Annotated in this window: 13 protein-coding genes; 12 read left to right on the forward strand and 1 reads right to left on the reverse strand. The window is 65.3% G+C overall.

Features of this window, described 5'->3' with window-relative positions:
• Positions 1 to 153: 153 nt before the first annotated feature.
• The 12 genes from ABFK29_RS05160 to ABFK29_RS05215 all read left to right on the forward strand — a co-directional run bounded on the left by ABFK29_RS05160 (position 154) and on the right by ABFK29_RS05215 (position 11,699).
• Positions 154 to 1,164 carry a hydroxyacid dehydrogenase gene (locus ABFK29_RS05160; RefSeq protein ID WP_005855328.1) on the forward strand — a complete coding sequence of 337 codons (1,011 nt, stop codon included), beginning with the start codon at positions 154 to 156 and terminating at the stop codon, positions 1,162 to 1,164.
• Entirely contained in the window at positions 1,161 to 1,847 is a 687-nt protein-coding gene (locus ABFK29_RS05165; protein WP_005855330.1) for an RraA family protein, read from the forward strand. Before ABFK29_RS05160 ends, ABFK29_RS05165 begins: the two co-directional genes overlap by 4 nt.
• A 27-nt stretch (positions 1,848 to 1,874) precedes the next feature.
• Positions 1,875 to 2,828, forward strand: a complete 954-nt coding sequence (locus tag ABFK29_RS05170) for a Bug family tripartite tricarboxylate transporter substrate binding protein (RefSeq protein WP_005855332.1) — start codon at positions 1,875 to 1,877, stop codon at positions 2,826 to 2,828.
• A gap of 95 nt (positions 2,829 to 2,923) precedes the next feature.
• Complete coding sequence (locus ABFK29_RS05175; RefSeq protein WP_005855334.1) at positions 2,924 to 3,385, forward strand: tripartite tricarboxylate transporter TctB family protein; 462 nt, start codon at positions 2,924 to 2,926, stop codon at positions 3,383 to 3,385.
• Positions 3,386 to 3,388: 3 nt separating this feature from the next.
• The gene (locus ABFK29_RS05180) at positions 3,389 to 4,888 is read left to right on the forward strand and encodes a tripartite tricarboxylate transporter permease (RefSeq protein ID WP_005855336.1); all 1,500 of its coding nucleotides are present in this window, start codon (positions 3,389 to 3,391) and stop codon (positions 4,886 to 4,888) included.
• Positions 4,885 to 5,925, forward strand: a complete 1,041-nt coding sequence (locus ABFK29_RS05185; protein ID WP_005855338.1) for an amidohydrolase family protein — start codon at positions 4,885 to 4,887, stop codon at positions 5,923 to 5,925. The genes ABFK29_RS05180 and ABFK29_RS05185 overlap by 4 nt, the downstream gene beginning before the upstream one ends.
• Entirely contained in the window at positions 5,922 to 6,863 is a 942-nt protein-coding gene (locus ABFK29_RS05190; RefSeq protein ID WP_005855340.1) for a tripartite tricarboxylate transporter substrate binding protein, read from the forward strand. The genes ABFK29_RS05185 and ABFK29_RS05190 overlap by 4 nt, the downstream gene beginning before the upstream one ends.
• 47 nt (positions 6,864 to 6,910) lie before the next feature.
• Positions 6,911 to 7,915 (forward strand): MBL fold metallo-hydrolase, encoded by a 1,005-nt coding sequence (locus ABFK29_RS05195; protein ID WP_005855342.1) that lies wholly within the window; start codon positions 6,911 to 6,913, stop codon positions 7,913 to 7,915.
• A 57-nt stretch (positions 7,916 to 7,972) separates the two neighbouring features.
• Positions 7,973 to 8,941 carry a TRAP transporter substrate-binding protein DctP gene (dctP, locus tag ABFK29_RS05200; protein ID WP_005855344.1) on the forward strand — a complete coding sequence of 323 codons (969 nt, stop codon included), beginning with the start codon at positions 7,973 to 7,975 and terminating at the stop codon, positions 8,939 to 8,941.
• Position 8,942: 1 nt separating this feature from the next.
• Complete coding sequence (locus ABFK29_RS05205; RefSeq protein ID WP_005855346.1) at positions 8,943 to 9,458, forward strand: TRAP transporter small permease; 516 nt, start codon at positions 8,943 to 8,945, stop codon at positions 9,456 to 9,458.
• A gap of 1 nt (position 9,459) precedes the next feature.
• Complete coding sequence (locus ABFK29_RS05210) at positions 9,460 to 10,752, forward strand: TRAP transporter large permease (RefSeq protein ID WP_005855348.1); 1,293 nt, start codon at positions 9,460 to 9,462, stop codon at positions 10,750 to 10,752.
• The gene (locus tag ABFK29_RS05215; RefSeq protein WP_005855350.1) at positions 10,749 to 11,699 is read left to right on the forward strand and encodes an SMP-30/gluconolactonase/LRE family protein; all 951 of its coding nucleotides are present in this window, start codon (positions 10,749 to 10,751) and stop codon (positions 11,697 to 11,699) included. The genes ABFK29_RS05210 and ABFK29_RS05215 overlap by 4 nt, the downstream gene beginning before the upstream one ends.
• On the opposite strand, the gene ABFK29_RS05220 is transcribed toward ABFK29_RS05215, so the two are convergent.
• On the reverse strand, positions 11,696 to 12,817 hold the full coding sequence (locus tag ABFK29_RS05220; protein WP_232281497.1) for an alpha-hydroxy acid oxidase: 1,122 nt from the start codon (positions 12,815 to 12,817) through the stop codon (positions 11,696 to 11,698). The two genes, ABFK29_RS05215 and ABFK29_RS05220, sit on opposite strands and share 4 nt — an antisense overlap.
• Between the last annotated feature and the right edge of the window lies 1 nt (position 12,818).

Below are 12,818 nucleotides of genomic sequence, written 5' to 3' on the forward strand. Positions count from 1 at the left end.
ATTACGCGCTTTTGTGAAGTCATTCTTGGCGATACGGTTCCCACCCAAGGAGGACACCCATAGCCGGTTCGGGAGACCGCTGTGGGCCAATCGAAAAACAGAGACACGAAATGGCGCGCCCCGAGGCTTCGGGACGCTGTGGAGACATGTGCGATGAGCAAGACAATCCTCGTTACGGGGCCCGACCTCGATCCGGCGGCTGCCCGACTGGTGGCCGATCATGGCTATCAGACGGTGCATACCCCGCCCTATGCCGATAGCGCGGTGATTTCCGAATATCTCCAGAAGACCGGTGCCGAGGGGATCGTGTCGCGCATGGGGCGTCTCGACGCCGCCGTCATGGACGCGGCGCCGCAGCTCAAGGTGATTTCGAAGCACGGTGTCGGGGTCGATAACATTGACATTCAGGCCGCTGCCGATCGGGGTATCCCGGTGCTGGTCGCGACCGGTGCCAACGCCGTGTCCGTGGCTGAACATGCCATCGCGCTGCTTCTGTCTTGCGCCAAGCGGATCCTGCCGCTTGACGCCGGGCTGCGGGACGGGCGCTGGGAAAAGCCGGGCTTCGCGGGACGCGAAATTGCCGGATCGACCATGGGCCTGATGGGCATGGGCGCCATCGCACAGGCCACGGGCCGTATGGCCAAGGGACTGGGTCTGACCCTCATCGGTTACGATCCGTATGCGCCGGACAGCGCCTTCGAGGAACTCGGCGTCACCCGCTGCGACAGCTTCGAAGAGCTTCTGGCGGGGTCCAATGTGCTGAGCCTGCATTGTCCGCTGACCCCCCAGACGCGGCAGATCCTGAATGCAGACGCAATCGCCCGGATGCCGGAAGGGGCCTTTGTGGTCAACACCGCCCGCGGCGGGCTGATCGACGAGCCGGCGCTGCTGGCCGCGATCCAGAGCGGTCATCTGGCGGGCGCGGGCCTCGACACCTTCGCGGTCGAGCCGCCCGAGGCCGACCACCCGTTCTTTGCCGAGCCGCGCATCGTGCTGACCCCGCATATCGGCGGCGTCACCCGCCAGGCGGGGGCGCGGGTCGGCGTCGATGCCGTGCGCGGGATCTTCCAGATCCTCGACGGGCAGCCCGTCGCTCCCGAACGCATCATCAACCGAAAATTGCTGGCCGCCGCACAGGCCGAGCCGGCCAATATGGAGAAATGAACATGACCACCGGGTTCCGCATCCTCAAACGCGACCGCGTCGCCGCCCCTGAGATCGTCGCCGAATTCGCCAAGCTGCCCGTCGCCAACGTGTCGGACAGCATGTCGCGCATGACGGCCGCCGGATCGCGCCTGCGCCCGATGCACACGTCCGGCGGCATGGCGGGCGTCGCCCTGACCGTCAAGGCGCGCCCCGGCGACAACCTGATGCTGCACGCCGCCATCGACCGCGCTGTGCCCGGCGACGTGATCGTCGTCGATGCGGGCGGCGCGCTGGACAATGCGCTGATGGGCGAGCTGATGCTGGCCTATGCGATCAAGAAGGGCGTTGTCGGCTTTGTCATCGACGGCGCGATCCGCGATCTGGACAACTTCCGCGAGACGAACCTGCCCACATGGGCGGCGGGCGTCACCCATCGCGGCCCGTACAAGGACGGCCCCGGAGAGGTGAACGTGCCCATCGCCATCGACGGCATGGTGATCCACCCGGGCGACATCGTGATCGGCGACAGCGACGGTGTGCTCTGCGTGCCCATCGACGAGGCCGAGACGATCCTGAAAGCCACTCAGGACAAGTCTGCGAAAGAAATCAAGCAAATGGCAGACATCGAAGCCGGCACAAATGACCGGACCTGGGTCGACCGCGCGCTCAAGGAACGCGGCTGCGCCCTGCTCGACGACTGAAACAACCGCATCAAACGGAGGAGTAACATGCTCAATATCTTCAAGAAAACCGCCATCGCAGGTGCGATGATCCTGTCCGCAGGGGCGGCGCTGGCCGAATATCCCGAAAAGCCCATCGAGGTGATCGTCGGGTACTCGGCCGGTGGTGGCACCGATGTCATGGCGCGCACCGCCGCGCCCTTCATTGAGAAATACCTTGGTGAGGGCGCCAGCCTTGTCGTCAAGAACATGCCCGGTGCCTCTGGCCAGATCGGCGTTACCGAGGCGGCCAATGCCGAACCGGATGGCTACACGCTGGGCACCTTCAACCTGCCGGGCATGATGGCGCGCACCATCGACCGCGAGGCGGATTACAACCGCGACAGCTTTACCTACTTGGCCAACGTGGTGAACGATCCCAACGTCATCGTGACCTCCAAGGCGAGCGGGCTGGATACGCTGGACAAGCTTCTCGAAGAGGCCAAGGCCAATCCCCTCGCGATCACCGTCGGCATGTCGAGCCTTGGCGGCGATGACCATTTCGCGCTGATCAAGCTGGAGCAGGCCACCGGGACCGAGTTCACCATCGTCCCGTTCAAGGGCTCTGCCCCCGCACGGACCGCGCTGCTGGGCGGCCATGTCGCCATGGGCATCCTGAATATCTCGGAAGTGGCCGAATTCCAGGACCAATTGAACGTGCTGGGCGTCGCCACCAATGAGCGTTCGCAATTCGCCCCTGACCTGCCGACCTTCAAAGAGCAGGGTCTGGACCTCGTGAACGGCTCCTTGCGCGGCTTCATCGCGCCCGCCGGACTGCCCGAAGACGTGCAGGCCAAGCTGATCGGTGCCTTCGAGCAGCTTTCCGGCGATCAGGAGTTCCTTGACGCCATGGCCGCGACCGCCAACCCGGTCGAAGTTGTGACCGGCGAGGAGTTCAAGCAGCTCACGTCCGATCTCTATGACCTCGCCAACGGCGTGTGGCAAACCACCCCTTGGAACTGAGACCATGTGCGTGAGGGGGAAATCTCCCTCACGCCACCCAGTCACCGAGGGCGTCGCCCTCAGACATCCCCCCCCCTCATACCGAAGGCAATTCCATGCCCGAGAGCCGTAATTCCCGCCTGACAAGGCCCGAAACCCTGACTGCGGTCGGCATCATCGTGGTCGCCGCCGGGTTCCTTGTTCCGACCTATGATCTGCGCGCGATTTCCGCGCTGCTGCCCGCCGCCATGCTGATCGGCCTGATCGTGCTGTCGGTGTTCCTGTTGCTTGCCGATCAGCGCAAGGCCAGCGCCGGCGAAGACGCCGCGCCCATGACCAAGGCGCCCAAGCGGGTGATCGGGGCCTTCCTGATGATCGTCAGCTACGCGCTGGCCTGCGATTTCGTCGGCTTCTACATCAGCACCGCCGTGACGATCCCTCTGGTCGCGTGGACCTTCGGCTACCGCAGCCCGGTTGGCCTGCTGATCGCGACCGTGATCGTCGTCGGCACGATCTGGGCGATCTTTGATTTCGGGATGTCGCAGGACTTCCCCGCTGGCCGTCTCTGGGGGCGTTGAACCATGTATTCCGATCTTCTCCATGCCTTGCCGGATGTCTTCGCCTGGACGAACTTTGCCGCTGTCGTGATCGGCGTGATCGCGGGCATCGTCGTCGGCGCCATGCCGGGCCTGTCGGCCACCATGGCGATTTCCGTCCTCGTGCCCTTCACCTTCGGCCTTGAGCCACTTGTCGCGCTCGGCCTGATGGCGGGCATCTATAACGGCGCGATGTATGGCGGGGCCATTCCCGCCGTGCTGCTGCGCATTCCCGGCACGCCTGCCGCGGTCGCCACCACATTCGACGGCTACCCGATGGCGCAGAAAGGCGAGGGCGGCTTCGCGCTTCAGGTCGCGGTTGTGTCCTCGTCCATCGGCGGCATCGCCTCGGCCTTTGCGCTGATGCTGCTGGCTCCGCCGCTCTCCAAGGTGACGCTGCTGTTCGGCCCGTCGGAAGTGTTCTGGGTCGCGGTCTTCGGCCTCGCCTCGATCATCTTCCTTTTGGGCGGCAACCCGGTCAAAGGCCTGATCTCGGCCTGTTTCGGGGTCTTCGTGTCGGTGATCGGCTCGGACCCGATCTATGGCAACGACCGCTTCACCTTCGGCCAGCTCGAAATGCTCGACGGCATCAACATCGTGATCCTGCTGGTCGGCCTCTATGCGCTGCCGCCAGTGATCGACCTGCTGGAAACGCCGCTCAAGACCGATGGTGTCAACAGTTCCAAGCTGGGGACCGAGCCGATCTGGAAGGCGCTGCCGCGTATGAAGTCCTTCTGGAAGACCTGGCTGCGCGGTTCCTTCCTTGGAATCTGGATCGGCATCCTGCCCGGCGCGGGTGGCTCCATGGCGGCCTTCATGTCCTACAACGAGGCGCGCCGCACCTCGAAGCATCCCGAAACCTGGGGCGAGGGCGAGCCCGAGGGCGTCGCCGCCGCCGAGGTCGCCAACAACGCTGACACCGCATCGGCGCTGATCCCGGCGCTGACGCTGGGCATCCCGGGCACCGCCGTGGCTGCGGTCATGCTGGGTGGCCTGCTCGTGCATGGCCTGCAACCGGGGCCGATGCTGTTCCGCGACAACCCGGACATCGTCTTCGGCTTCATGTGGCAGTTCCTGTTCGGTGCGATCCTGCTGGTCCTGTTGGGCGGCTCGCTGGCGACCAACTCATTTGCCCGCCTGCTGAACCTGCCGCGCCCGCTTCTGGGGTCGGTGATCATCGTGCTCATGCTGATCGGCGTTTACTCGATCCATGGCCGCATGTTCGACGTGTACCTGATGCTTGGCTTCGGTGCGATTGGCTGGGTGATGGACCGGCTCAAGTTCCCGCTGCCGCCGGTGGTGCTGGGCCTGATCCTTGGCGGTTTCGCCGAAGAGAACCTGCGCCTTGCCCTGCGGATCGGACGCGGCGACCCGATGGTGCTGTTCCAGAACTGGACCAGCCTGATCCTCGTGGCGCTGACCGTCGCCGTGGTTGTCGGCCCGACGCTGAAGAAGCGCTTCATCGACAGCCGCAAGAAAGCATGATCGCGAGTCCGCATCATAAGGTCCGCGAGGATTGGCTGGCCCTGGGGCAGGAGGAGACTCTTGCCCCGGAGCAGCCGATCTTCGACTGCCATCACCACCTTTGGGATCGGCCCGAAGGGCGCTACCGGGCCGAGGAGCTGATGGCGGATGTTGGCGCGGGCCATGATGTGCGGGCGAGCCTTTATGTTCAATGCCGTACCGGCTACCGCGATCATGGCTCCGAAAGCCTGCGACCAGTGGGCGAGGTCGAAACCGTGCTCGACTGGACGCGCGGGCAGGATCGGTTTCCGGCGGGCATCGTCGCCATGGCGGACCTGCAACTGGGCGATGATGTGCGCCCGGTGCTCGAAGCGCTGACCGAGGCCGGGCAGGGCCGGGTGGTCGGCATCCGCAACACCACCGCCTGGCATGCCGATCCGGCGGTGCGTTCCAATCCCAACCCGCCCCCCGAGGGCCTGTTGCAGACCAGCGCCTTCATCGACGGCGCACGGGCGCTGGCCGCCCATGGCCTGACGCTCGACGTCTGGGCCTACCAGACACAACTGGACGAGGTCCGCGCCCTGGCCGAGGCCGTGCCGGAGCTGACCGTCATTGTCGATCACTGCGGCGGCCCGCTTGGCGTTGGCCCGCATGACCGCTTCGACACACAAAATTTCCGCGCCTGGCGCGATGCGCTGGCCCCTGTTGCCGCGCTGCCCAACACGCGCATCAAGATTGGCGGCTTCGGTCTGGGCGTCTTTGGCTGGCGCTACGCAGACGCGGCGCTGCCGCCGCATTCCGATAGACTGGCCGAGGATTGGCGCCCTTGGGTGGAAACCTGCCTCGACCTCTTCGGACCGACCCGCGCCATGTTCGAAAGCAACTTCCCCGTGGACAAGGGGCAGGTGGGCTATCGGACGCTGTGGAACGCTTTCAAACGCCTTGCCGCGCCGCTGAGCCAGCGCGACCGCGATGACCTGTTCTGGCGCAGCGCCGCGCGCGCCTACGGCATCGACGACCATATTTTCGCACATGACCACCGGAGGATACCGTCATGAAAACACCCCTTACCGCGCTTGCGCTGGCCCTCGCGGCCACCGCCGCATTCGCCGAATACCCCGACAAGCCCGTCGAGGTGGTCGTCGGCTATTCCGCCGGTGGCGGCACCGACGTGATGGCGCGCACCGTGGCGCAATTCCTCGAGCGGGAGCTGGGCGACGGCGCATCCGTCGTGGTCAAGAACATGCCCGGCGCCGGGGGGCAGATCGGCTTTACCGAGGTCTCCGAGGCGACACCCGACGGCTACACGCTGGGCACCTTCAACCTGCCTGCGGCCCTTGCCCTGACCAAGGACCGCGCGGCGGATTACGATGTGGACAGTTTCACCTATCTCGCGAATTTCGTTGAAGATCCGAACACGATCACCGTCGCCGCGACGTCGCAATTCCAGACGCTGGCCGAGCTTCTGGACGCGGCCAAGGCCGATCCCGGCGCTATCACGCTGGGTCTGTCGAGCCTTGGCGGCAACGACCATTTCGCCGCCAACATGATGCAGGACGCAAGCGGCGCGGAATTCACGCTGGTGCCGTTCAAGGGCGCATCGAACGCGCGCACTGCGATTATGGGGGGGCACGTGGCCGCCGGAACCATGACGCTGGGCCAGACCTCGAACTTCCCCGACGACCTGCGCGTGCTGGCGGTGCTGGCCGACGAACGGTCGCCCTTCCGCCCGGATGTGCCGACCGCCAAGGAGCTGGGCTATGACGTGCAGATGTCGTCGCTGCGCGGCATCGTCGCCCCCGCGGGGCTGGACGAGGCGACGACCGAGCAGCTGCTCCGCGCGTTGAGCGCCGTCAACGAGAACCCCGACTTCCAGGCGATGATGGCCGAGCAGGGCAACCCGATCGCCTTCATGGCGGGCGATGATTTCGCCGAGACCGCCGCCAAGCAGGACGGTATCGCTGCCCAAATCTGGGCCGAAACGCCCTGGAAATAAGACCGCTGCACCAGAAAGACCCCACTGAATTTCGGGAGGAGAACAGTATGAGATACGGGACAGGCACCGCACTTGCGGCTGCGCTGCTGCTTGGCGCGCTGCCGGCATCAGCCGAGAGCGATCCTGATCTGTCGGCGCGCCATGTGGCCGCTGCAGAGGCCGCCGCGGGAGAGGACCTTGCGCATGTGCTGGGCCATTGCAAAAAGATCGGCAAATCCTTCACCATTCCCCATGACAAGGGACACGAGATGCTGGAGCGCCTCGTCGGGAAGGGCGACCTGCGCACCACGGCGATCTTCGACAACCTGATATTCCTTGGCACATCCTGGGTGACTGCCTGGGCGATCCCCACGTCCGACGGCATCATCTTGATCGACGCGCTCAACAATGAAGACGAGGCAAAGCGTTTCATCGAAGGCGGATTGCGCGACATCGGGCTTGATCCGGCGGACATCAAGAAGATCGTCGTGTCCCACGCACATGGTGACCATTACGGCGGCGCGGTCTATCTGCAGGAGAAATACGGCGCCGAAATCATCATGTCGGAGACCGACTGGCAGGAGCTGGAGAAGGACGAACTTCAGTTCGACGACCCGCTCTGGGGCCGTCCGCCGGAGCGCGATGTGAGCATCGTGGACGGCGACACGGTGACCTTGGGCGATACGACGCTCACCCTGCTGGAAACACCGGGCCACACGCCCGGGACCGTTTCGACCATTGTCGATGTGACGGACGATGGCGAGGCGCACAAGGCGATCATCTGGGGCGGCAACGGGCTGAACTTCGGGCCGAACGCCGCGCAGTTCGTGCAGATGATCGACTCTCAGCGTCGCCTTGCCGCGATGGCCGGCGAGGAAGGCTTTGACGTGTTCCTGTCGAACCACAAGACCCTCGATGCGACCTACACCAAACTCGACGCCATGGAGGCCGGGGCCGAGGGCAATCCCTTTGTCATCGGGGCGGACCAGGTGGAGCGGGCCTTTACAGCGATGAGCCATTGCGTCGCCGCGCAGCTGGCAAGCTTCGACCCCGTGGCCGTTCCAGCCGACTGAAACAAGACGGAGCGGGCCGCGACGCCCGCCCCGACACTTTGAATCCGGAGGAAAATCATGACCATCAAAACCCTCGGCGCCGCTGCGCTGATCGCCGCGTCCGCCACCGTCGCCCATGCCGACGACTGGACCGCCTACACCTATTCGTCCGTCTCGACGACGTCCGCCGTCAAGGGCATGCAGCGTATCGTCGACCGCGTCGCGGAAGACACCGACCTGACCATCGACCTGCACCTTGGCAAGACCTTGCAGATCGCGTCCGCAGACATCACGCAGGCCGTTGGCGATGGCATCATCGACATGGCGGCAGACTTCTTCTTCTCGGGCAGCGTGCCGATCGCGCGGGTGCTGAACCTGCCGATGCTGATCGAGAACGACGAGGAATGGGCCAAGGCCTATGCCGCGATGGAACCGACGCTGGTCGAGGCCTTCGCACAGCAGGGTGTCGTGCTGCTGGGCGGCTACCGCTACCCGGAGCAGACGATCTTCACCACGTTCGAGATCAGCTCGCTGGCAGACCTCGAAGGTCACAAGATCCGCGTGACCTCGCCCGAGCAGGGCAAGTTCATCGAGGAATTTGGCGGCGCGCCGATCACCCTGTCGGGTTCCGAAGTACCGACCTCGCTGGAACGCGGCGTGATCGAGGGGGTGCTGACCGCCTCTGCCGGCGGGGCCAAGAACTGGCACGAATTCCTGCCCTACAACTACCGTTTCGCGGTGAACTACGGCAACTCGATGATCATCGCCAATCAGGACAGCTTTGACGCGCTGTCTGAGGAGACGCAAACCAAGCTGCGCACCATCGTGGCGGAAGAGGGGCCCGCAACCACGGCGGCCTTCCTTGAGGACGAAGAAGCGCAGAAGGCCTCGCAATCCGAGGCGGGCATGACGCTGGTCGAGGCGGCCGAGGGCGACGCCGCCATGGCGAGCGAAAAACTGGCGCCGTACTGGGAAGCCTGGGCCGAGGAGAACGGTCCGGAGTATGTCGAAGCCCTCGCCACTGTGCGCGAAGCCATCGGCAAGTAAGATGCAGACGCAGAGCAGAACGGGGCCGGCATCGGCCGGCCCCATTTTCGACGTTGCCGCGTGGATCACGGGCGCGGCAACCGGCTTGGTCCTCGTGGCGCTGGTCTCGCTGGTCTGCCTCGAGGCGCTGCTGCGCGGCGGTTTCAACTACTCGCTGGGCTTTGCCGAGGAACTGACCGGCTACGGCGTCGTCTTCATGACCTTCTTCGGTGCGGCCCTCGCACTGCGAAGCCATGCGATGTTCCAGGTGCATTTCCTGCTGGACACCTGGCCCGAGGGCACGCGCCGCTGGCTGATCCGCATCTTCGCGCTGATCGCGCTGGTGATCTGCGTGATCCTTGCGTGGAAGACCAAGGATCTGACGCTGTCGTCCTTCTCGCGCGGCAAGTTCGCCCCGACCGTCCTGCGCACCCCGCTGTGGATTCCGCAGATCATGCTGCCGGCGGGCTTCTCCGTTCTGGCGTTTTTCTTGGTCGAGCAGCTGCTGCTGACCTTCCGCAAATTCGAGGAAACCTGACATGGAAGCGATCCTCGCTTTCGGCCTGCTGATCGGCCTGATCCTTGGCGGCATGTGGGTGCAATTCGCCGTTGCGGGCGCAGGGCTGACCTATATCTGGCTGCTCAAGGGCTTTGGCGGCTGGAAGGCGCTCGGTCTCGTCAGCTGGGGCGCGGCCAACAGCTTTACCCTTGCCGCCATTCCGCTTTTCGTGCTGATGGCCGAGATCCTGCTGGGCTCGGGCCTGTCGACGCGGCTTTATAATGGTGTCGCGCCGTTCATGCGGCGGCTGCCGGGGGGCTTGCTGCACACCAACATTGCCGGTAGCGGCATCTTCGCGGCGATCTCGGGCGGCTCGGCCCCCACCGCCGCCGCCATGTCCACCGTCGCTCTGCCGGAGCTGTCCGCGCGCGGGTACAACAAGCGCCTGGTCGCCGGGTCGCTTGCCGCGGGCGGGACGCTGGGCATCCTCATCCCGCCGTCGATCACCATGATCATCTACGCCACCTTCACCGAAACCTCGATCGCACGCCTGTTTGCCGCCGGTCTGGTGCCGGGGATCGTGCTGGCGCTGTGCTACATGGGCTTCATCATGGCGCGTGTGCTGATCAACCCCAAGCTGGCGCCGAAGAATGATACCAAGGCCAGCGCCGGGGATCTGGGCCGCGCGCTTCTGGACATCGTGCCCTTCCTGATGCTGATCTTCATCGTCCTCGGCAGCATCTATGGCGGTTTCGCCACCCCGACCGAGGCCGGGGCCGTGGGCACCGTCGGCGCCATTCTTATCGCCGGGATCTATCGCAAGCTCAGCCTGAAACTGCTCAAGGACGCGCTGTCGCGCACCGCGTCGATGAGCGGCAACATCCTGTTCATCGTGTTCACCTCGATGATCTTCGCCTATGCGACCGCGCTGTCGGGCATCGGGGAGGACCTTGTTGGGATGCTGGAAGAGGCCAATGTCTCGCGCCTGACCTTCCTGCTGATCATAATGGTGGTCTTTGCGATCCTGGGCTGCTTCATGGAAGGGCTGGGCATGATCGCGATTATCGTGCCGGTGATCTTCCCGGCGCTGATGGCGATGGACGTGGACCCGATCTGGTTCGGCGTCTTCGTGGTGATCCTGGTGGAACTGGGCCAGCTCACCCCGCCGCTGGGCGTGATCCTGTTCGTCGTGGCCTCCTCCTCGGACGAGGTGAAGGTCGAGGATGTGATCATGGGCACATTGCCCTTCTTCCTCATCATCGTCGCCTTCATGCTGCTGTTGATCGGCGTGCCCGACATCGCGCTGTTCCTGCCGGAGTTCACGTTCGGATGACGCACACCTATCCTTTCCCTGAGCCCGTCGTCATCGACGCCGAGGTCTTCACCGAACTGCCCGCTGCGCTGCGCCGCACCGCCCAGCCATCCTACTGGGCGGAAAAGAACCGGCGCGGTGCCCCCGCGGACAGCTTTGTCGAGGGGCCGTCGTTCGATGCGCAGGGCAGCCTGTACTTTGTCGATATCCCCTTCGGTCGGGTCTTCCGCGCCAATCCGGGGGGCGGGATCAGCCAGATCGCCGAATACGACGGCCAGCCCAACGGGTTGAAGATCCATCGCGACGGGAGGATCTTTCTGGCTGACTATCAGAACGGCATCATGCTGCTGGACCCGGACACGGGGGCCGTGACCAAGGCGCTCGGCGATGCGGACACCGAAAGCTTCAAGGGCTGCAACGATCTGCATTTCGGGCGCGACGGGGCGCTCTATTTCACTGACCAAGGCCAGACCGGACTGCAGGACCCCACGGGTCGGGTCTGGAAGTGGCAACCCGAAACGGGCGCGCTGACCTGCCTGATCGACAAGGTGCCCAGCCCCAATGGGCTGGTGCTGGATCTGGCCGAACATGTCCTGTTCTTGGCCGTAACGCGGGCCAATGCGGTCTGGCGCCTGCCCATGTCGCCGTCGGGCCGCGTCAACAAGGCGGGGCTGTTCATCCAGTTCTCGGGAGGGCGCGCCGGGCCGGACGGACTGGCGCTGACGTCGGATGGCGGCGTGGTGGTGTGCCAGACCGGCATGGGCCTCGTGTGGGTGCATGACGTGCTGGGCCGGCCCATCGCCGTGGTGCGCAGCCCGCGCGGTCTGGGCACGACCAACTGCGCCTTTGGCGGGCCGGAGGGGCGGACCCTCTTCATCACCGAGTCGGACAGCGGTAGCATCCTGAAGGCCGAGTTTCCCGAAAGCCTCGGCATTGCCGGCGCACCGATGTTCTCGGGCGCGCTTTAGACCGGGTGCAGGATTCCGGGGCCGATCTCTGACAGGTCCCGGAGACCCAACAGGCCGAGATTACGATGCACCTCGGCCTTCAGGATGTCGGCAGCGCGCTCGACCATCGGCTGACCGCCCAGCGTCGCCGCATAGAGAAACGGCCGCCCCACCAGCACCATGTCCGCGCCAAGCGCCAGCGCCTTGATCACATCGGTGCCGCGCCGGATGCCGCCGTCGATCAGCAGCCCCATGTCGCCCGCCTGTGCCCGCGCCTCTGGCAGGAGTCGCAGCGGCGAGATAGCGTGGTCCAACTGCCGCCCGCCATGGTTCGACAGCACGACCGCGTCACAGCCAAGCGCGCGGGCGTGTGCGACGTCGGCGGGCGCGATCACGCCTTTCAGCAACAGCTTGCCGGGCCAGAGGTCGCGCATCAGCGCGAGGTGATCCCAATTCAGGTGATCCTTGCGCCCGAAATCCCGCGCCGCCTGTTTCGAGATGATCGGTGCGCCGCGCACGGCATCGGAATTCTCGAAATGCGGCATGCCCCGCATCAGCGTGGGCAGGAAGGTGCCCAGCACCCAGCGCGGCTTGATGGCGAAGTCCCAGATCAGGCGGGGCGACACCTTGAGCGGTGTGGAAAAGCCCGCGCGCAGGTTGTTTTCGCGGTTGGCCAGGACTGCGGTGTCGGCGGTCAGCATCAGGGTGCCGAAGCCTGCCGCCTTTACCCGGGCGATCAGGGCGCGGATGCGGTCCTCCTCGCCGGGCAGATAGGCCTGGAACCAGGCTTTCGGGTTGGCCGTCACCACGTCTTCCATGCGGGTCAGGGACGACCCGGAAAGCACGAAGGGCAGGCCGGCCGCCGACGCCGCGCGGGCGAGGGCCACGTCCCCGTCGCGAGCCATCAGCGCCGAAAGGCCCATCGGCGCGACGCCGAAGGGCGCCGTGTAGCGCTCGCCCAGAAGGGTGGAGGCGGTCGAGCGCCCCTCGACCCCGCGCAACACGTTCGGCACCAGCCGCCAGGCGTCCAGCGCATCGCGGTTGTCCTGTCTTGCCGCGTTCGTCTCTGCCGCGCCCGAGATGTAGCCGAAAAGCGGGCGCGGCAGACGCCGCCGCGCGGCAGGTTCGAAGTCATCCATG

This window comes from Sagittula stellata E-37, from assembly GCF_039724765.1.
Classification (GTDB): domain Bacteria; phylum Pseudomonadota; class Alphaproteobacteria; order Rhodobacterales; family Rhodobacteraceae; genus Sagittula; species Sagittula stellata.

Excerpts from the sequence above, each read along its gene's own strand:
- ABFK29_RS05160 (WP_005855328.1), top strand. The coding sequence starts at position 154 with ATGAGCAAGACAATCCTCGTTACGGGGCCCGACCTCGATCCGGCGGCT.
- ABFK29_RS05165 (WP_005855330.1), top strand. The coding sequence starts at position 1,161 with ATGAACATGACCACCGGGTTCCGCATCCTCAAACGCGACCGCGTCGCC.
- ABFK29_RS05170 (WP_005855332.1), top strand. The coding sequence starts at position 1,875 with ATGCTCAATATCTTCAAGAAAACCGCCATCGCAGGTGCGATGATCCTG.
- ABFK29_RS05175 (WP_005855334.1), top strand. The coding sequence starts at position 2,924 with ATGCCCGAGAGCCGTAATTCCCGCCTGACAAGGCCCGAAACCCTGACT.
- ABFK29_RS05180 (WP_005855336.1), top strand. The coding sequence starts at position 3,389 with ATGTATTCCGATCTTCTCCATGCCTTGCCGGATGTCTTCGCCTGGACG.
- ABFK29_RS05185 (WP_005855338.1), top strand. The coding sequence starts at position 4,885 with ATGATCGCGAGTCCGCATCATAAGGTCCGCGAGGATTGGCTGGCCCTG.
- ABFK29_RS05190 (WP_005855340.1), top strand. The coding sequence starts at position 5,922 with ATGAAAACACCCCTTACCGCGCTTGCGCTGGCCCTCGCGGCCACCGCC.
- ABFK29_RS05195 (WP_005855342.1), top strand. The coding sequence starts at position 6,911 with ATGAGATACGGGACAGGCACCGCACTTGCGGCTGCGCTGCTGCTTGGC.
- dctP (WP_005855344.1), top strand. The coding sequence starts at position 7,973 with ATGACCATCAAAACCCTCGGCGCCGCTGCGCTGATCGCCGCGTCCGCC.
- ABFK29_RS05205 (WP_005855346.1), top strand. The coding sequence starts at position 8,943 with ATGCAGACGCAGAGCAGAACGGGGCCGGCATCGGCCGGCCCCATTTTC.
- ABFK29_RS05210 (WP_005855348.1), top strand. The coding sequence starts at position 9,460 with ATGGAAGCGATCCTCGCTTTCGGCCTGCTGATCGGCCTGATCCTTGGC.
- ABFK29_RS05215 (WP_005855350.1), top strand. The coding sequence starts at position 10,749 with ATGACGCACACCTATCCTTTCCCTGAGCCCGTCGTCATCGACGCCGAG.
- ABFK29_RS05220 (WP_232281497.1), bottom strand. The coding sequence starts at position 12,817 with ATGGATGACTTCGAACCTGCCGCGCGGCGGCGTCTGCCGCGCCCGCTT.